The 17,909-nt window shown below is 54.3% G+C and carries 20 protein-coding genes and 3 tRNA genes; 16 read left to right on the top strand and 7 right to left on the bottom strand.

The window, feature by feature from the left end; all coding sequences use genetic code 11:
• A partial coding sequence (cmoB, locus tag R3196_RS09575; protein WP_318936553.1) for a tRNA 5-methoxyuridine(34)/uridine 5-oxyacetic acid(34) synthase CmoB occupies nucleotides 1-700 on the bottom strand: 700 nt, incomplete at its 3' end.
• Between the two features lie 14 nt (nucleotides 701-714).
• Entirely contained in the window at nucleotides 715-1,449 is a 735-nt protein-coding gene (gene cmoA, locus R3196_RS09570) for a carboxy-S-adenosyl-L-methionine synthase CmoA (RefSeq protein WP_318936552.1), read from the bottom strand.
• Between the two features lie 63 nt (nucleotides 1,450-1,512).
• Between cmoA and R3196_RS09565 the strand changes: the two genes are divergently transcribed.
• The 14 genes from R3196_RS09565 to R3196_RS09500 all read left to right on the top strand — a co-directional run bounded on the left by R3196_RS09565 (nucleotide 1,513) and on the right by R3196_RS09500 (nucleotide 12,516).
• A complete protein-coding gene (locus R3196_RS09565; RefSeq protein WP_318936551.1) occupies nucleotides 1,513-2,589 on the top strand; it encodes an FUSC family protein in 1,077 nt (358 codons plus the stop codon).
• Nucleotides 2,590-2,659: 70 nt separating this feature from the next.
• Nucleotides 2,660-4,441 (top strand): aspartate--tRNA ligase, encoded by a 1,782-nt coding sequence (gene aspS, locus R3196_RS09560; protein WP_318936550.1) that lies wholly within the window; start codon nucleotides 2,660-2,662, stop codon nucleotides 4,439-4,441.
• An 8-nt stretch (nucleotides 4,442-4,449) separates the two neighbouring features.
• Nucleotides 4,450-4,983, top strand: coding sequence for a crossover junction endodeoxyribonuclease RuvC (gene ruvC, locus R3196_RS09555; RefSeq protein WP_318936549.1), 534 nt, complete (start codon nucleotides 4,450-4,452; stop codon nucleotides 4,981-4,983).
• Nucleotides 4,980-5,603, top strand: a complete 624-nt coding sequence (ruvA, locus tag R3196_RS09550) for a Holliday junction branch migration protein RuvA (RefSeq protein WP_318936548.1) — start codon at nucleotides 4,980-4,982, stop codon at nucleotides 5,601-5,603. The genes ruvC and ruvA overlap by 4 nt, the downstream gene beginning before the upstream one ends.
• A gap of 43 nt (nucleotides 5,604-5,646) precedes the next feature.
• The gene (ruvB, locus tag R3196_RS09545; RefSeq protein ID WP_318936547.1) at nucleotides 5,647-6,648 is read left to right on the top strand and encodes a Holliday junction branch migration DNA helicase RuvB; all 1,002 of its coding nucleotides are present in this window, start codon (nucleotides 5,647-5,649) and stop codon (nucleotides 6,646-6,648) included.
• A gap of 347 nt (nucleotides 6,649-6,995) precedes the next feature.
• Nucleotides 6,996-7,421, top strand: a complete 426-nt coding sequence (gene ybgC, locus R3196_RS09540; protein WP_318936546.1) for a tol-pal system-associated acyl-CoA thioesterase — start codon at nucleotides 6,996-6,998, stop codon at nucleotides 7,419-7,421.
• The gene (gene tolQ, locus R3196_RS09535; RefSeq protein WP_318936545.1) at nucleotides 7,411-8,106 is read left to right on the top strand and encodes a protein TolQ; all 696 of its coding nucleotides are present in this window, start codon (nucleotides 7,411-7,413) and stop codon (nucleotides 8,104-8,106) included. The genes ybgC and tolQ overlap by 11 nt, the downstream gene beginning before the upstream one ends.
• Nucleotides 8,106-8,543 carry a protein TolR gene (gene tolR, locus R3196_RS09530; protein WP_318936554.1) on the top strand — a complete coding sequence of 146 codons (438 nt, stop codon included), beginning with the start codon at nucleotides 8,106-8,108 and terminating at the stop codon, nucleotides 8,541-8,543. Before tolQ ends, tolR begins: the two co-directional genes overlap by 1 nt.
• 12 nt (nucleotides 8,544-8,555) lie before the next feature.
• Nucleotides 8,556-9,485 (top strand): cell envelope integrity protein TolA, encoded by a 930-nt coding sequence (gene tolA, locus R3196_RS09525; RefSeq protein ID WP_318936544.1) that lies wholly within the window; start codon nucleotides 8,556-8,558, stop codon nucleotides 9,483-9,485.
• A 5-nt stretch (nucleotides 9,486-9,490) separates the two neighbouring features.
• Nucleotides 9,491-10,849, top strand: a complete 1,359-nt coding sequence (tolB, locus tag R3196_RS09520) for a Tol-Pal system beta propeller repeat protein TolB (protein ID WP_318936543.1) — start codon at nucleotides 9,491-9,493, stop codon at nucleotides 10,847-10,849.
• Between the two features lie 48 nt (nucleotides 10,850-10,897).
• Nucleotides 10,898-11,443, top strand: coding sequence for a peptidoglycan-associated lipoprotein Pal (pal, locus tag R3196_RS09515; RefSeq protein ID WP_318936542.1), 546 nt, complete (start codon nucleotides 10,898-10,900; stop codon nucleotides 11,441-11,443).
• Between the two features lie 28 nt (nucleotides 11,444-11,471).
• A complete protein-coding gene (ybgF, locus tag R3196_RS09510; protein WP_318936541.1) occupies nucleotides 11,472-12,197 on the top strand; it encodes a tol-pal system protein YbgF in 726 nt (241 codons plus the stop codon).
• Between the two features lie 138 nt (nucleotides 12,198-12,335).
• Nucleotides 12,336-12,411 (top strand) — tRNA-Lys (locus R3196_RS09505).
• Between the two features lie 29 nt (nucleotides 12,412-12,440).
• Nucleotides 12,441-12,516, top strand: a tRNA-Lys gene (locus R3196_RS09500).
• Nucleotides 12,517-12,570: 54 nt separating this feature from the next.
• On the opposite strand, the gene R3196_RS10945 is transcribed toward R3196_RS09500, so the two are convergent.
• Entirely contained in the window at nucleotides 12,571-12,753 is a 183-nt protein-coding gene (locus tag R3196_RS10945) for a protease FtsH-inhibitory lysogeny factor CIII (protein ID WP_413242918.1), read from the bottom strand.
• On the opposite strand from R3196_RS10945, the gene nadA reads away from it, so the two are divergent.
• Nucleotides 12,673-13,644 carry a quinolinate synthase NadA gene (gene nadA / locus R3196_RS09495; RefSeq protein WP_413242917.1) on the top strand — a complete coding sequence of 324 codons (972 nt, stop codon included), beginning with the start codon at nucleotides 12,673-12,675 and terminating at the stop codon, nucleotides 13,642-13,644. The two genes, R3196_RS10945 and nadA, sit on opposite strands and share 81 nt — an antisense overlap.
• Here nadA and R3196_RS09490 read toward each other — a convergent pair.
• Genes R3196_RS09490 through R3196_RS09480 form a run of 3 tightly spaced genes read right to left on the bottom strand, consistent with a single transcriptional unit; the run spans nucleotide 13,627 to nucleotide 16,320 of the window.
• Complete coding sequence (locus R3196_RS09490; protein WP_318936539.1) at nucleotides 13,627-14,454, bottom strand: SDR family oxidoreductase; 828 nt, start codon at nucleotides 14,452-14,454, stop codon at nucleotides 13,627-13,629. The two genes, nadA and R3196_RS09490, sit on opposite strands and share 18 nt — an antisense overlap.
• Complete coding sequence (locus tag R3196_RS09485) at nucleotides 14,451-15,227, bottom strand: ZIP family metal transporter (RefSeq protein ID WP_318936538.1); 777 nt, start codon at nucleotides 15,225-15,227, stop codon at nucleotides 14,451-14,453. The genes R3196_RS09490 and R3196_RS09485 overlap by 4 nt, the downstream gene beginning before the upstream one ends.
• Before the next feature lie 22 nt (nucleotides 15,228-15,249).
• Nucleotides 15,250-16,320 (bottom strand): MBL fold metallo-hydrolase, encoded by a 1,071-nt coding sequence (locus R3196_RS09480; RefSeq protein ID WP_318936537.1) that lies wholly within the window; start codon nucleotides 16,318-16,320, stop codon nucleotides 15,250-15,252.
• Nucleotides 16,321-16,423: 103 nt separating this feature from the next.
• Here R3196_RS09480 and R3196_RS09475 point away from each other — a divergent pair, with 103 nt between their 5' ends.
• Entirely contained in the window at nucleotides 16,424-17,674 is a 1,251-nt protein-coding gene (locus R3196_RS09475; RefSeq protein ID WP_318936536.1) for a DUF2254 domain-containing protein, read from the top strand.
• Nucleotides 17,675-17,745: 71 nt separating this feature from the next.
• Here R3196_RS09475 and R3196_RS09470 read toward each other — a convergent pair.
• Nucleotides 17,746-17,833, bottom strand: a tRNA-Ser gene (locus R3196_RS09470).
• Nucleotides 17,834-17,909: the final 76 nt, after the last annotated feature.

Raw genomic sequence — 17,909 nt, 5'->3', positions numbered from 1 at the left:
TGCCTTCGATAACCAGGGTTTCAAGCACCAGCTGGCCACCGGGTTTGAGCTGGGCGCGCAGCTGCGTCAGAAAATCGATGGGTGAGCGGCGGTGATAGAGCACCCCCATGCTGAACACGGTGTCGAAGGCTTTCAGTTCGGACAGGTCATCGACGCCAACGGGGAACAGGTGAGCGCGGGCTTTGAGCTCGTCAGGCATAAAGTGCCGCACCGCTAAAAATTGTGCCATAAACAGTTGGCCGGGGTCGATCCCCCAGGCCTGGTCGGCACCGGCTTCGAGCATGCGCCACAGGTGGTAGCCGCTGCCACAGCCAATATCCAGCACCTGCTGACCGCTCAGATCACCCAGATGCGGAGCGACCCGCTGCCATTTAAAATCAGAGCGCCATTCCGTATCAATATGCACGCCGTGCAGATTAAATGGGCCTTTACGCCACGGCGTAAGCTGCTGCAGTAGCCCGCGGATACGATTCCGCTGACCGTCGCTGACGCGCTCTTCTGACTGGACGCTGACGGTATCACTGAGCCCGACCTGATCGGCCGCAAGTTGCGGCAACTGCGCCACTGCGCGTAGCCATTTGCTGAGTTCGCCGTGCTGTTGCTCGCGCTGCCACTGATCGAGCTGCCCGGCAAGGCTACCCAGCCAGTGCGAAACCGGTGAGCGGGCGAGGGCAATCAGGTCATCTTTGAATAAATCCATGCCAAATGATTTCCTTAGGGTTTAACCGCCAGCATAGCAGCGAAGTTATAACACTGGAACCAGACCTGGGGCTGATGAAATCCAAGGTGTTGCAGACGCTGCAGATGGGTATCCAGGGTGTCAGGCCGCATCACATTTTCGATGGCAGCGCGTTTCTGGCTGATCTCCAGTTCGCTGTAGCCGTTGGCGCGCTTAAACTGATGGTGCAGATCGATAAGCACCTCGTCCATAGCTGCATCCGGGCTTTTGAATTTTTCTGACAATAACAGTACACCACCGGGCCTGAGCCCGGCGAAAACCGCTGCCAGCAATTCATTGCGCTGTTCCGGCGGCACAAACTGCAGGGTGAAGTTCATTACCACGACTGAGGCGTCGGTTATGACGGTATCGCGAATATCCTCACAGCGAATATCGGCAGGTACCGCGCTGCGATACCCTTGCAGGTGCAGCTTACAGCGCTCGACCATGGCCGGTGAGTTATCAATACCAATGAGTTTTACACCATCAACCTCAGCAAGGTTCTGACGCATGGCCAGGGTGGCGGCACCCAGCGAGCAACCGAGGTCGTAGAGATTGCTCTGCGGCTGGGCAAAACGGGCAGCCAGCTGGCCAATGCCATGCAGTATGCTCTGATAGCCGGGCACTGAGCGGTTAATCATGTCGGGAAAAACTTCCACTACCTTTTCATCAAAGACAAAGTCGCTGACCTGGGTCAGTGGCTCAGCAAACAAAGAATCACGTTTGATCATAGTGGCTTAAGTCGTCTATAAGTTGTGGGTGTATAGTTTAGCCGAACTCACTGAGGAATAATAATGTCCGATGCAGCCGAAACGCCGGGTCTGCTACGCCGGGTTTATGAGGATATAAAAATCCTGCTGTCATTTCAGCCTACGGACAGGCCCTGGCATTTCCCGGTAGTGACCTGTTTTGCAGCGGGCATCCCGGTCGCACTGGGTGCGCTCAGCGGCCAGTTGCGGCTGGCGGTGCTGAGCAGTATTGGCGGTTTGGTCATTATGTATCTGCCGCCCCAGGCCCGCACTGCGCGGCGCATGGTCACCTTAATTGTCTGCCTGTTTGGTTTTCTGGTTAGTTTTACCCTGGCCAGTCTGGCCAGTTTTTATATGTGGTCGTCGGCGCTGGCGGTCGGGGTGATTGCCATGCTGGCTAATAACTTGTGCCGGCGCTATCAGGTGCCGCCGCCCGGACGTTTCTTTTTTATCATGATTGCCGCCCTGGCCAGCACGCTGCCCTTTGATCTGATGATGATCCCAAGCCAGATCGGCTGGCTGGCTCTGGGGGGTATGATTTCCTGCCTGCTGGCGTTTATCTACAGCCTGCTGGTGCCGGTTCGTACCGAAGGGCTGAATAAGCCGAAACAGCCGGCACCACCCAAGCGCAATCGCGAGTACCTGCGCACCGAATCATCAGTGATCGGGGTGTTTGTCGGCGGCTCCTACCTGATTGCCATGCTGATGGGGCTGAATAATCCCTACTGGGTGCCGATTTCCTGTCTGGCGATTATGCAGGGGGTGAATATCCGCCAGGTCCGACACCGGCAGATCCACAGGATCGTCGGCACCGCGCTGGGGATGGTGTTCGCCTGGTTTATGCTGAATCTGGAGATTGGCCCCTGGATGCTGGTCCTGCTGGTTACCGGTCTGACGTTTATCATCGAATCCATTGTAATGCGCAACTATGGTCTGGCGATGATTTTTATCACACCGCTGACGGTGCTACTGGCTGACGCCGCCTTCGCGCGCCTGCCGCCGGATGAGCTGATCATGACCCGGTTAGTGGATATTACCCTGGGTAGCGTGATCGGATTTGTTGGCGGCTGGTGGCTATACCGGCAGTTGGAGAGAAATCACGGAAGTATCCCCCGGCAATAGCTGACAATTGCGGTCAGTCCGTTATAATGTTTCGCTTTGTTAAACCGATTTCTGTGGTAGGGAAAATCCCATGCGTAGCCATTATTGTGGACAGCTCGAAACCAGCCTTGTTGATCAGCCGGTAACTTTGTGTGGTTGGGTGAATAAACGCCGTGACCTTGGCGGCCTGATTTTTATTGATATGCGTGATCGCACCGGTCTGGTGCAGGTGGTTTTTGACCCGGATCAGAGTGAACTCTTTGAGCAGGCCAACTCGCTGCGCCAGGAATTTTGTATCAAACTGACCGGTGTAGTGCGGGCGCGTCCGGACAGCCAGGTGAATACCGGCATGGCGACGGGGGCCATCGAGGTAATGGCCGACGGGCTGGAGATTCTGAATCGCTCGGCGGCTTTGCCAATCGATTTTAACCAGCATGTCAGTGAAGAGCAGCGCCTGCGTTTCCGCTATCTGGATCTGCGCCGTCCCAATATGAACCACAATCTGCAGTTCCGTGCGAAAGTAACCAGCGCGGTACGCCGTTTTATGGACAGTGCCGGCTTTCTGGATATTGAAACTCCCATGCTGACCCGCGCGACGCCCGAAGGCGCGCGTGATTATCTGGTACCCAGCCGTACGTACAAAGGCAAATTCTTTGCCCTGCCGCAGTCGCCGCAGTTGTTTAAACAGTTACTGATGATGTCGGGTTTTGACCGGTATTATCAGATCGTCAAATGTTTCCGTGACGAAGATTTGCGGGCTGATCGCCAGCCGGAATTTACCCAGATCGATATCGAAACCTCGTTTATGACCGCTGATCAGGTGATGGAAGTCACTGAGCAGATGGTGCAGCAGCTATTTGTCGAGCTGATGGACGTTAATCTGGGCGAGTTCCCCCGCATGAGCTGGCATGAAGCCATGCGTCGTTTCGGTAGCGATAAGCCGGATCTGCGCAACCCGCTGGAGCTGATCGACGTTGCTGATTTGCTGACTGAGGTGGAGTTTAAGGTATTCGCCGGACCGGCGAATGATCCCAAGGGCCGGGTCGCAGCCCTGAAAGTGCCGGGGAAAGCTGATTCAATCTCGCGTAAGAACATCGACGAGTACACCAATTTTGTTGGTATTTATGGGGCCAAAGGTCTGGCCTGGATGAAGGTCAATGATCTGTCGGCCGGCCGCGATGGCATCCAGTCGCCGGTACTTAAATTTATCCCTGATGAAGCCCTCAACGCTATTTTGCAGCGCACTGATGCAGTCAGCGGCGATATTATCTTCTTTGGTGCCGATAATGCTACGGTAGTGGCTGAGGCCCTGGGCGCACTGCGCCTGAAGATTGGCGAAGATTTCGATCTGGTCGAACACGGCTGGCGACCATTGTGGGTGGTTGATTTCCCGATGTTTGAAGGCGATGACAATGGCCTGGCGGCATTGCACCATCCGTTTACCGCTCCGGTTGGCGTGACACCGGAGCAATTGAAAGCGAATCCGACTGAAACCCTGTCTAATGCATATGATATGGTACTGAACGGGGTTGAAGTAGGTGGTGGTTCGGTGCGTATTCACGATAGCAAAATGCAGCAAACGGTTTTTGAAATTCTTGGCATCGGCCCGGAAGAAGCAAAAGAAAAGTTTGGCTTCCTGCTGGAAGCCCTGAAATACGGTACGCCGCCTCATGCTGGCCTGGCGTTTGGCTTAGACCGGCTGGTGATGCTGATGGTTGGTGCCAGTTCGATTCGCGAAGTGATTGCTTTCCCGAAAACCACCACTGCAGCCTGTATGCTGACGGATGCCCCGGGCTTCGCCAATGCCGGAGCTTTGGAAGAGCTGGGTGTGGCAGTGATTGCTAAATCCGCCGAGGGCGATGCGCAGGGGTAAGATACCGGATGGCGATAATACTGGGCGTTGATCCCGGCTCACGGCTGACTGGATACGGCGTTATTCGCCAGCAGGGCAATCAGCTGATTTATCTGGGCAGTGGCTGTATTAATGCGCAGGGCACCACGAAAACGCCCCTGAGCCTTGCTGATAAGCTGCGGGTGATCCATGATGGCATCAGCGAGCTGATTACCCAGTTTCAGCCGGATGAATTTGCCATTGAGCAGGTTTTTATGGCACGCAATCCGGACTCCGCGCTGAAGCTGGGGCAGGCCCGTGGCGCCGCCATAGTCGCCGCTGCCCGGGCCGGGTTACCGGTGGCGGAATACGCGGCGCGATTGGTAAAACAGGCGGTGGTCGGTACCGGCGGTGCCGATAAAACCCAGGTGCAGCATATGGTAATGTCGATGCTGAAGCTGCAACACCGGCCTCAGGCTGACGCAGCCGATGCACTGGCAGTTGCTTTATGCCATGCGCACACCAGAACCAGCACGATTCTGCAGGCACACACTTTGCCGGCGCATAAGAGGGGACGAGGGTGATAGGACAGTTAACGGGCATCCTGGTGGCCAAACAGCCACCTGAAATACTCATTGACGTGCAGGGCGTAGGCTATGAAGTGCACATGCCAATGACCTGCATGTATGAATTACCCGAACTCGGTGAGCAGGTGCGGGTGATCACCCATTTTGTGGTTCGTGAAGATGCTCAGTTGTTATATGGTTTTAATACGTTCGCCGAGCGCAGTCTGTTCCGGCAGTTGATTAAAGCACAGGGCGTCGGGCCGAAGCTGGCGCTGACCATTATGTCAGGCATGACCGCCCATCAGTTTGTGCAGGCAGTGACTCATGATGATGTCAGTAGTCTGGTTAAATTGCCCGGAGTTGGACGTAAAACCGCCGAGCGGCTGGTGGTTGAGATGCGCGACCGGTTGAGCAACTGGGGCTTTGCTACCCCGGCAACAGATGCCGCGCCCATTGACTTTGGCGAACTGGATCCGACCGTGGGAGGCAGTTCACCGCGGGATGACGCCTTAAGTGCGTTAATTGCCCTGGGTTATAAGCCGGCCGTAGCCGAAAAAGCGGTAAATACCGCCCGTAAAGGCCAGCCGGATACGGTCTCAAGTGAAGAATTAATCAGGCTGGCGCTGCGCGCGATGTAGTGCGCAGATCAATCTCTATGTTTCAAGGTGAGCAACCGAGCCCATGATAGAACCGGACCGCATTAATCAGCCCCAGGCCCAAGCCGACGATGAAGCTATTGACCGCGCCATTCGGCCCAAGACTCTGGCGGATTATACCGGCCAGAAGCATGTGGTCGAACAGATGGGCATTTTCATTCAGGCCGCGCGGCAACGCAAAGAAGCCCTCGACCATCTGCTTATCTTTGGGCCGCCGGGTTTGGGGAAAACCACCCTGGCCAATATTGTCGCCAATGAACTGAATGTAAATATCCGGCAAACCTCAGGTCCGGTGCTGGAAAAAGCAGGGGATCTTGCGGCACTCTTAACCAATCTCGAAGCCCATGATGTGCTTTTTATCGATGAGATCCACCGGCTGAGCCCGGTGGTGGAAGAAATTTTGTATCCGGCGATGGAAGATTATCAGCTGGATATTATGATTGGAGAGGGGCCGGCAGCGCGCTCTATTAAACTCGACCTGCCTCCGTTTACCCTGATTGGCGCAACGACTCGTGCCGGCGCCTTAACATCGCCGCTGCGGGATCGTTTTGGTATTGTGCAGCGACTTGAGTTTTACAACGTGGACGAATTGACCATGATCATCCGCCGCTCCGCCAGCTATCTGAATCTGCAACTGGATAACGCCGGGGCCATCGAAATCGCGCGCCGCTCGCGTGGCACCCCGCGGATTGCGAACCGGCTGTTACGGCGGGTGCGTGATTTTGCTGAAGTTCGTGGTAATGGAACCATTGATCAGCCGGTGGCTGCTGCGGCGCTGACTATGGTTGATGTTGATGAGGCTGGCTTTGACTACATGGACCGAAAGCTGCTGCTGGCGATTATGGAGAAGTTTCTGGGCGGCCCGGTGGGGCTGGATAACCTGGCAGCGGCCATTGGCGAAGAAAAAGAAACGATCGAAGATGTGCTGGAGCCGTACCTGATTCAGCAGGGGTTTTTGCAACGCACCCCACGTGGCCGCATTGCGACGCCCAATGCCTATGCCCACTTTGGTCTGCAGCCCGGCTGATCGGCAGGCAAAAAAAAGCCCGCACAAGGTGCGGGCAAAACAGAACAACAAGGAAGTCAAATCCAGGGGAACAACATATAACAGTAAAAGCGACAACCGGTCTCTTTCGTATCTGATATGGCGCGTATTATACGGAGGACTGACCAGCGTTCAACCGAGAAAAATTGTTTCTCGCATTAGTTTAACTAATAGCGGCTTGTTACCACTGCCGTAATTTTGTACAGCGATAAATTGGTAAGACCAAAAAATGCCAGTAAAAACAGGCGAAGGCAAAGATTTGGTAAAAACACATATATAAATAAAAATCTGGCGTTATTTTAACCATATGTTATTACAAGGACCAGAGCATGGAGCACAGGAAAACGTTTATCTGGCCGGTACGGGTGTATTACGAAGATACAGATGCCGGCGGTATCGTTTATTATGCGAATTATCTCAAATTCCTTGAAAGGGCCCGTACCGAATGGTTACGCTCGCTGGGGATTGAACAGGATACCTGGCTGAAGCACCGGATTGGCTTTGTCGTGCGGCAGGTGCAGATGGATTTAATCAGCCCCGCCCGGTTTAATGATGAACTGGTAGTAACGGTTGTGGTCGAAAGGCTGGGGAAAGCCTCAGTGGTGTTTACGCAATCGGTGCACAATCAGCAGGGGATATTGTTATGTCAGGCGCAGATCAAGGCGGCCTGTGTGAATTTAGGACAAGCTGGAGATGGCGTTCGCGCCGTGGCAATGCCAGCGGAAATTTTTGAGGTGTTAAAAGGTGCAAGCTGATCTGTCGATTACTGCGTTAATTCTCGAAGCCAGTCTGGTCGTGCAACTGGTGATGTTGTTGTTATTAGCGTTTTCGGTATTTGGCTGGATGATGATCTTCCAGCGCCGGAAAATTATTCAGGAAGCCAGTGTGCAGGCACTGAAGTTCGAAGACCGCTTCTGGTCGGGTGTTGATTTGGCGCGGTTGTATCAGGAAATTGGTGCGCGGGCGCAAAACGCCTCGGGTATGGAGAAGTTATTCTATGCCGGATTCAAAGAGTTTGCCCGCTTGCGTAGCAACACCTCGCTGAACCAGCAACAGGTCCTCGAGGCCTCGTACCGGGCCATGCGGGTGGTCCATTCGCGACAGATCGACAAGCTTGAGAATAACTTGTCGCTGCTGGCCACCATCGGCTCTATCAGCCCTTATATCGGTCTGTTTGGTACCGTATGGGGCATCATGAATGCCTTCATCGGCCTGGGGTCCGTGCAACAGGCAACGCTGGCAATGGTGGCACCGGGTATTGCCGAAGCCCTGATTGCAACGGCCATGGGTCTGTTTGCCGCGATACCGGCGGTTATGGCTTATAACCGCTTTATTAACCGGGTTGAAAAAATCGATAACCAGTACCAAAACTTTATGGATGAGTTATTAGCTATTCTGCAGCGCCAGAGCAGCGCTCCGGCGAAGGAAGGCGCAGCATGATGATGACGATAATGCGTCGCCGGCGGAAGCCGGTGTCCGACATTAACGTGGTACCTTACATTGACGTGATGCTGGTGTTATTGATTATTTTTATGGTCACGGCACCTTTGATTACCCAGGGAGTCAAAGTTGAGTTGCCGAAAGCTGCCGCCGAGCAGATGGATCCGGATACGAAGCCGCCACTGGTGGCGTCAGTAAACCGGGACGGTCAGTATTTTCTGAATGTAGCCGCAAGCCCGACCGAGCCGATGAGCGCTGAGGAACTCGCGACCCTGGTTGCCGCGCACCGCGAGATGGATCCGGATCGCCAGGTGGTCGTAAACGGCGATGGGGCGGTATCCTACAATCAAATTGTACAGTTAATGGTCCTGTTGCAACGTGCCGGAGTACCTTCAGTTGGTTTAATGACTGATTCTTCCGGTATGGAAACGCAGTAAGAGAGGCGACGGGTGAAGATAAAGAACTGGACATGGCCGCAAGAACTGACAGTACCACTGTTACTGTCGGTAGTATTGCACCTGGCTATCGTAGGGTTGTTGCTGGGCGGCTTGAATTTCCAGAAGCCGGCCCCTGCTTCAAATGCGGTGATGCAGGTGGATCTTGACGCGGTGGATGATCAAGAACAAGAGATCGTTGAAGCCGTTGCTGTTGATCAAGCTAAGGTTCAGCAGCAGGTAGAACGTATCAAGCAACAGCAACGCGAGCAGGCCCAGGCTGAGCAAAGACGTATTGCAGAACTTGAGCGGCGCGCCGAAGAAGCGCGTAAGCAGCGCGAAGCTGAGCAGCAGCGGCAGCGTGAATTAGCGGCCCAGCAGGAACGTGAGCGGGAGCAACTGGCGCGCGAAAAAGCCGAAGCCAGGAAAGTACTCGAACAAGAAGAAAAAGCTGCCGCGGCAGCGGCTGAACGGCGTAAGCGGGAAGAAGAAGCGGCCCGTAAAGCTGAAGCCGAGCGCAAGAAAGCTGAAGAAGAGGCACGACGCCAGGCCGCGGAACGCAAACAACGTGAAGAAGAAGCGGCGCGCAAAGCGGAACGTGAGCGTCAGATGCAGGAAGAAATGGCCCGTGAAGCAGCTGAACGGCGTCGGGCCCGGCAACAGCAGATGCAGGGTGAGCTCGATAAATTCAGAGCGCTTATTATGCAAACCATACAGCGCAACTGGATTGTCGATGAATCCATGCGCGGAAAAAAATGCGAACTGACAATCAGCTTATCACCCAGTGGTTTTGTAAAATCAGTGGATACCGGTAGCGGCGACCAGCGGGTCTGCCAGTCAGCCCGGGCCGCGGTTCTTAAAGCCGGAAATTTACCGGTTTCACAGGACCCTGAGGTGTATAAGGAAATGAGTACGGTCAAATTAACGGTGGCACCTGAACTGTGATGAGTATGATGAAAAAACTAACTGCATTAGTACTAACAGCGACACTGACTTTTATTCTGTTGTTACGCCCGGCCCACGCAGCGCTGGAAATTGTCATTACCGAAGGGATTGACAGTGCCCGGCCCATCGCGGTGGTGCCGTTTCGCTGGAAGGGCACGGGCCCGGCTCCAGCGGGCTTAACGGATGTCATTGCGGCGGATTTAATGCGCAGCGGCAAGTTCAATCCGATTCCGGTCAATGCCATGCCTCAGCGGCCGGCCGTTGCCAGTGAAATCGATTTTCCGCGCTGGGCCAGTTTAGGCGTCGAAGCTATTGTGGTTGGCACGGTTGAGCCTTATGCCGTTGATCGCTACACAATATCCTTCGAGATCGTAGATGTACTGCGCGGCCAGATCACCGGTGGCACTAAGATTCTGCGCGGTGGTGAATTAGTTACTACCCAGGACCATATTCTGGATGCCCGCAGCAGCGTGATTGAAGGCAGTCAGTTCCGCCAGTACGCGCACCGCATCTCCGATGTATTCTATGAAGTAATGACTGGTGAGCGCGGCGCCTTTATGACCCGCATCGCCTATGTGACTGTCAATTATGATGAAGATAAGCCTTATAAACTGGTGGTAGCCGATTATGACGGCTACAATGAAAAGGTACTGCTGCGTAGCCCTGAGCCGCTGATGTCACCGTCGTGGTCGCCGGACGGCAATAAACTGGCTTACGTGAGCTTTGAGAATAAGACGCCGGAAATCTTCACGCAGGATATTTATACGACCCGCCGCGAGAAGCTGACGTCGTTTCGTGGTATTAACAGCAGCCCGGTGTGGTCGCCGGATGGCACGCAAATGGCGATGGTGCTGTCGAAAGATGGCAATCCCGAGGTGTACGTGATGGATGTGGCCAGCAAGCGCTTGCGGCGGATCACGGATCATCATGCCATAGACACTGAGCCGAGCTGGTCGCCTGACGGTAAAACCTTGATTTTTACCTCAGAAAGGGGTGGCAGACCGCAGTTATATAGCGTAAATTTAAGTTCAGGTCAGGTGCGACGCGTGACCTTTGACGGTGAACAAAATATGGGCGGGACTTATACCCCCGATGGCCGTCAGGTCGTGTTGGTAAATCGCACCCAGGGTAATTATCACATAGCGAAGCAGGATTATCCGAGCGGCGCTATGCAGGTACTGACGCAGACATCGCTTGATGAATCGCCAAGTCTGGCGCCAAATGGCAGTATGATCATGTACAGTACCACCCATAATAATCAGCAGGTGCTGGCTCTGGTCTCAATAGATGGCCGGTTTAAAGCACGTCTGCCAGCGCGGCAGGGCGAAGTGAAATCACCGTCCTGGTCGCCGTATTTACGCTAGAAAAGAACACCATCAGTCATTCACTACTAAAAATTAAGGAACGTGAACATGAATACAACTCAATTACTGAAAGGCCTGTTCATTGCGGTGCCGATGCTGACTTTAGCGGCCTGTACCAGCAGCCCGGATGCCGATGGCACAGCTGAACAACAACGTACTGAAGATCAAGCACAGCAGCAACAGCAGCAGGACAGCGGTGTCGATCTGGGTGCAGCTGAGCGTCCACAAACTCCTGAAGAAGTCCGTGAAGCGAAATTTGCTGAATTACGTCAGCAAAACATCATTTACTTTACCTTTGACGAATCACGGGTATTACCAGAGTTTGCTGAGCAACTTGAAGCCCACGCTGATTTTCTTGTGAAAAACCCAGGTACTAACGTAACCATCGAAGGTCATGCTGATGAGCGTGGTACGCCTGAATACAACATCGCCCTGGGCGAGCGTCGTGCTAAAGCGGTTGCGCAATACCTGCAGAACCTGGGCGTATCAGCCAGCCAGATCAACACCGTTTCTTACGGCGAAGAGAAGCCTATGGTGAATCAATCTACTCCAGCTGCTTACGCGAAGAACCGTCGCGCGGTGCTGGTTTACTAATAAGCTGTTTCAATAACTGGTAAAGCCAATGCAAAAACTTATCATCGTATTGGCCTTTCTGATACCCGGCGCTGTGCTTGCACAAGCGCCGGTTTCCAAGTTAGGCAGTGGCTCTGTGGAAGAGCGCTTGAGTCAGCTGGAACGCGTAATGGACGCACGTAACAGTGCCCAGATGGCGATGCTGGATCAAATGAACACACTACAGAATGAAGTCGCTGAGCTTCGTGGGCGAACTGAAGAGCACGCGCATCAGCTGGAGCAGATCCTGTTGCGGCAGCGCGAGATCTATCAGGAAATTGATCGCCGTCTGGCGTCTCAACCGACGACTCCGGTAGTGGCAACTGGTGGTGCCGACAGCGCCATGGGGTACTCGGCTAATGTCAGCGAGAATGATGCCTACGATCAGGCCATTAAGCTGGTACTGGAAGATAAACGCTATGATGCGGCTATTCCGGCTTTCCAGCAGTTTCTGGAACGTTTTCCTGATTCGACCTATGCAGCCAATGCCCATTACTGGCTTGGTCAGCTACTGTTCGCTGACGGCAAATATGACGCCGCGAAGAAAGAGTTTAATACTGTGGTTGAGAAATTCCCCGACAGTAACAAACGTGGCGACTGCCTGCTGAAACTGGGTATTATTGCCCAGCAACAGAACCAGCCACAGCAAGCACGTAGCTATTTTCAGAAGGTACTGAACGAGTATTCGGGGTCCACTGAAGCGACGCTGGCCCAGAAGCGGCTGAACGAGTTGTAGAATCGCTGTAGAAAAGCCCGGGCATATGTTCGTTAATTGAGCAAACGCACCGGTTTACTGTAATTTACGGTTGCAACGTGCGGTGATTTAAGTAAACTATGCCGCCGTTGCAGCTGATACTGTTGCAGCAGACAGATTGGGTCGTTAGCTCAGTTGGTAGAGCAGTTGACTTTTAATCAATTGGTCGCAGGTTCGAATCCTGCACGACCCACCAATCTTCTGTCATCGCATTTTTTTGTTCGTGGGTCGTTAGCTCAGTTGGTAGAGCAGTTGACTTTTAATCAATTGGTCGCAGGTTCGAATCCTGCACGACCCACCACGATTTTCCCTGCTAATTTCTGCCATTCCTGAATTTTCCTGTATAATACCCAGACTAACTCCGTGAATTGACGTGGTATTCATGAACCAAGCAGAACTGATTCAGACCCGGCTGATTGAGAATCTCGATTATTCGTTTCCAGCCAAACCTAAACCTCTGACCGAAGCCCAACAGGCTGAATATGTCGCGCGGATAAAAGATCTGCTGCGCGAGAAAAACGCGGTGCTGGTGGCTCATTACTATACGGATCCGGAAATTCAGGCATTGGCTGAAGCGACCGGGGGTAAAGTTGCGGACTCGCTCGAAATGGCGCGCTTTGGTGCCGAGCATCCGGCGGAAACCCTGATTGTTGCAGGGGTGAAATTCATGGGCGAGACCGCCAAGATCCTGACGCCTAACAAGCGCGTGCTGATGCCTACCCTGGATGCCACCTGTTCACTTGATATCGGCTGTCCGATTGAAGCGTTTTCAGCCTTCTGTGATGAGCATCCCGATCGCACCGTAGTGGTGTACGCCAATACTTCCGCTGCTGTTAAAGCGCGGGCGGACTGGGTTGTCACGTCTAGTATAGCGCTGGAACTGGTCGATCATCTGGATGCCAGAGGTGAGAAGATCCTCTGGGGCCCCGACAAACACCTGGGCAACTATATTGCCAAAAAGACCGGTGCCGATATGGTCATGTGGCAGGGGGCCTGTATTGTCCACGACGAGTTTAAAACCAAAGCACTGGAAGATTTAAAAGCGGTGTATCCCGAAGCTGCTATCCTGGTGCATCCGGAATCCCCCGAGCAGGTGGTGAATCTGGCTGACGCCGTAGGCTCCACCTCGCAGCTGATTAAAGCCAGCCAGGAATTGCCTAACGAAACCTTTATTGTGGCGACAGACCGCGGCATCTTTTATAAAATGCAGCAGTTGTCCCCGCATAAGCACTTTATTGAGGCGCCAACGGCCGGTAGCGGCGCGACCTGTCGTAGCTGCGCCCACTGCCCCTGGATGGCAATGAACGGCCTGGTAGCCATTGCCGAGGCGTTGGAAACCGGTGGGCCGAAGCACGAGATATTCGTGGATCCGGATTTGGCTGAGCGCGCGTTGAAGCCGCTCAACCGGATGTTAGATTTTAAAGCCTGATCGAAAGGTCGGATAAATCAGCTCATAACCGGTCGCGCGCAGGCGCTTATTGCTACAGCGCTTGCTACCGCGCGGCCCGACTTCATCGCTGCGCGGCAATTCAGCCGGCTCAATCCCTTCCTGACGGGCGATATAACTGTATACGGCTTCCATCTGCGCCGGCTCGTCATCAGTGACCAGGTAAAGGTCATCCGGCGCATCCATCTGCGTCAGCAAATAAGCGACGAAGCCCGCTATATCGTCAGCGTGGATGCGATTGCTCCAGGCCGGGGTAATTGTCGCTTCACGTTCACGGATTTTCTCACGCAAGCGATCCCGCCCCGGTCCGTAGATTCCTGTACAACGCAATATCGTCGTTGGCGCGTTACAGCCGGCAATGGCCTGTTCCGCCTGCAGTAACATCTTACCGGTATCGCGATCCGGCTCGGTAGGGCTGTCTTCATCCACCCACTCGCCATCGCGCTGGCCGTACACCCCAGTGCTGGACACATAAACCACCCGCGGTGGTTCAGTGACATCCTTTAGTACCTGCTGCAGATGGCGGCAGGGGATCACGTAGCCCTTGTGATAGGCTTCCCGGTCACGGCCATCGGGGGTCATGGTCACCAGTACCGCATCGAAGGATTCCCGGAACAGGCCGCGCAGATCCTGCTCATTGGTGGCGTCGGCGGTAACCAACTCAACTCCGTCCACAACTTCTTTATTGTCGGGGTGACGACAGGCACCGACCGCCTGCCAGTTTCGCCGAACCATAAGCCGCGCTACCCGCTGGGCGATATCGCCATAACCTAATAACAGAATTCGTTTCATGCGACTAACCATACGTCAAGGAAAAGCATTAATACCAGCCCGATCATCAAGCCCGCCGTGGCACGCTGATGGTGGCCGCGGCGGTGGGTTTCGGGGATGATTTCGTGGCTGATGACGAACAACATCGCACCAGCGGCAAAGACTAAACCCCAGGGCAACAACAACGCCGAAATATTAACGAAGATGCCCCCAAACAGGCCGCCAACAGGCTCAAATAAGCCGGTCAGCGCCGCTACAGTAAAAGATTTCAGCTTGCTGTAGCCCACGCTGAGCAGGCCGACCGCAACGGCCAGGCCTTCGGGTAGATTCTGCAGACCGATACCCAGGGCCAGAGCAAAAGCGTTCTCGGTTTCGCCGCTGCCGTAGGCAACGCCCACGGCCATGCCTTCGGGAAAGTTGTGGATAGCGATGGCAAACACGAACAACCAGACGCCGGCGATCTTGGCGGTATGGGGGCCTTCATGGCCGGTAATGAAATGCTTATGGGGGATCAGCCGATCCAGTACTGAGATAGTCACAGCCCCAAGCAGAATGCCCACTACGGCGATAGCGCCGGGAATAGGGCCCTCGCCATAGGTTTCGCCGGCAATGGCCAGGGCGGGCACAATAAGTGAGAAAAACGAGGCGGCCAGCATGACGCCGGCGGCGAAACCCAGCAAGGTATCGTTAAATTGCTCGGATGGCTTTTTCCCTAGCAGAACCGGAAAGGCTCCGACAGCAGTTAAAGCGCCGGTCAGGGTACTGGCAATGACTGCCGCAAGAATGAGGTCCACTACTCAGATCCTCCTTGTTCTGTTAATTATTATCAGCTTTGGTCGGTGTCACCATTGTGGCACCAATTGCTATAATTAAGAAGTCGGTTTCCGGCACCTGCTGTTCTTCGCGCGCAGTAAAAACATCATCAAGGGTTTCCTTAATGCCTTCCGCCGCCAGCTGAAAGGTTCCCCAATGCATCGCCAGGCTTAGGCGCGCGCCCAGATCCTGATGAATCATTACCGCCTCGGCCGGGTTTACATGGTTGGTTTTCATAAACCAGCGAGGCTGATAGGCGCCGATAGGAATAAGCGCCACGTCGATGGTGTCAGCATAGTTACCGATCTCCTTAAACTGGACCGGATTGTAACCGGTGTCGCCGCCAAACCAGGCGGTCCAGTCATCGATAGTAATCAACCAGCTGGCCCACAGCGTTTCATTGCGGTCAAAAAGACTGCGCGAGGACCAGTGCTGGCTGGGGGTTGCGGTGAGTTCTACCGAGCCAAGCTGCACCTGTTGCCACCAGTCGAGTTCAGTGATCCTGCGCGAATCAATGCCATGTTCAATCAGCCAGCTACGCAAGCCCAGTGGCACCAGGTAATGCGGATCTGAGCCCAGCATGTCGATACTTTTCTCATCCAGATGGTCGTAATGGTTGTGGCTAATCACCACCACATCAATGGGTGGTAGCTCGCTAAAATCGAGCGGTTTGCGGGTATATCGCTCAGGCCCGGCGAAACTGACAGGCGAGGCCCGATCACTGAAAATCGGATCAGTGAGTATGTTCAGGCCCTGATACTGCAGCAGAAAAGTAGCGTGGCCGAGCCAGGTTACCTGCGGCTGGTTACCCGGCTGGTTAATAGTCGGCAATTGCGCATCCATTACCGGTACCAGATGCGCCTGCGCGGCTTGATCAACCCAGGGCCGGTCACCGAACCAGCGCATCCAGAAAAAGCTGAAGATATTGCGATCCTCGGGCTCCGAGTAGACGTTCCGGAAGCCTTCTGTAGTATGATGTGGCGCGCTGACTTCGCGCGGTGCTGAACTGCAGGCGCACAGCCAGAGTGTGGCGATCAGTAACAGAACAGCGGAACTGGTGATGAATCTGAACAAACCTGGCTCCCTTTTTGTAACTATCCAACTTTTATAAGTATAGTGATATATAAGGTAGAAGGATCGTTACGCGACTTCAATTCACACAAAAGCAGGGGACGCCATGAGTTCGCGCTATATCTGGCAATTGCACGAGATCTTCAAGAAAGTCTGGGTGCGGGTGATCAGTTTCACCCTGCTAGCGTTATTGTCGGTGGTGCTCGCCCGGGTTCTGGCGCCTTATTTACCAGAGGCCATCGCCCTGCAGATCGGCGAAAAAACCGTCGAGGATATGCTCAGCATACTGACCTCGTCGATGCTCGCGGTCACCACGTTCTCGCTGGCAATTGCAGTATCAGCTTTTGCAGCGGCTACTGAATCCGCTACGCCGCGGGCAACCATTCTGTTGCAGGAAGACAGAACCACTCAGAATGTCCTGGCGACTTTTCTGGGGGCGTTTTTGTTTGGTCTGGTCGGGCTGATCGCGCTGCATGCTAAGCTGTACAGTGAAGCGGGTCGGGTGGTGGTATTCCTGTTTACGGCGACGGTCATTGGTCTGGTGGTGGTGGCATTGATCCGATGGATTGGTCACCTGATGGAATTCGGCCGCATGGGCGATACGCTGGATCGGGTCGAGCGCGCTGCCACGGCATCTTTGACCAAGCGGCTGGAGAGTCCTTTTCTTGGGGGACGGCCGCAGACTGAACCGGTTCCTGATCACTGTGTCGCTGTGGTGAGTGTGGAGACTGGTTATATCCAGCACATCGACATGCAGGAGTTGCAGAACTGCGCCGATAAGATGGACACAGAAATTTATGTCCGCTGCCTGCCGGCTACTTTTGTACATCGCGGTGATGTGCTGATGTCGGTCGCAGCGACCGATATGACCGATGAAGCAGCTGATGCCATGCGCCGCGCAATGACAACTGGGTCGCACCGTACTTTTGAGGGCGACCCACGCTTTGGTCTGATTGTGATGACGGAAATTGCTTCTAAGGCGTTGTCGCCCGCAGTAAATGATCCCGGCACAGCCATCGATGTATTAGGCCGCCTGACGCGGATCCTCTCGAACTGGCGTGATCGGCCAGACGCTGATGTACAATTTTCGCGGCTAATGGTGCCCGCCATTACGGCCGCGGATGTTTTCGAAGATGCTTTCAGGCCTATTGCGCGCGACGGAGCTGGCTTTGTGGAAGTGCAGATCAGGCTGCAAAAGTCGCTGGCGGCGCTGGCAAGGGTGGTACCGGACGCCTTTGCGGTGCCTGCCCGGAAAATGTCTGAAGATGCGCTTGAGCGCGCCCGCAGGGCATCGCTGCTGCCTGCGGATATGGCGGCAATTCAGGCGGCTTCGGTGACGAGTAGTGGAAAGGGCTGAGGGGGGGCTCATCAAATCCGCTCATTCCAACAGATACAAAAAAACCGCCATTTAGGCGGTTTTTTTGTATCTGGCGGAGAGAGAGGGATTCGAACCCTCGATACGTTGCCGTATACACACTTTCCAGGCGTGCTCCTTCAGCCACTCGGACACCTCTCCGTAAAACGCGCGCCATCATAGGGAATTACGGCCATTCCGTCAACCGCTTTTGCGGCGGGTTCAACGACTTAAATGT

Source organism: Pseudidiomarina sp., assembly GCF_033722695.1.
In the GTDB taxonomy this organism is placed as follows: Bacteria; Pseudomonadota; Gammaproteobacteria; order Enterobacterales; family Alteromonadaceae; genus Pseudidiomarina.
The sequence above is the reverse complement of the archived record's forward strand: the minus strand, read 5'-3'. Positions and strand labels throughout refer to the sequence as shown.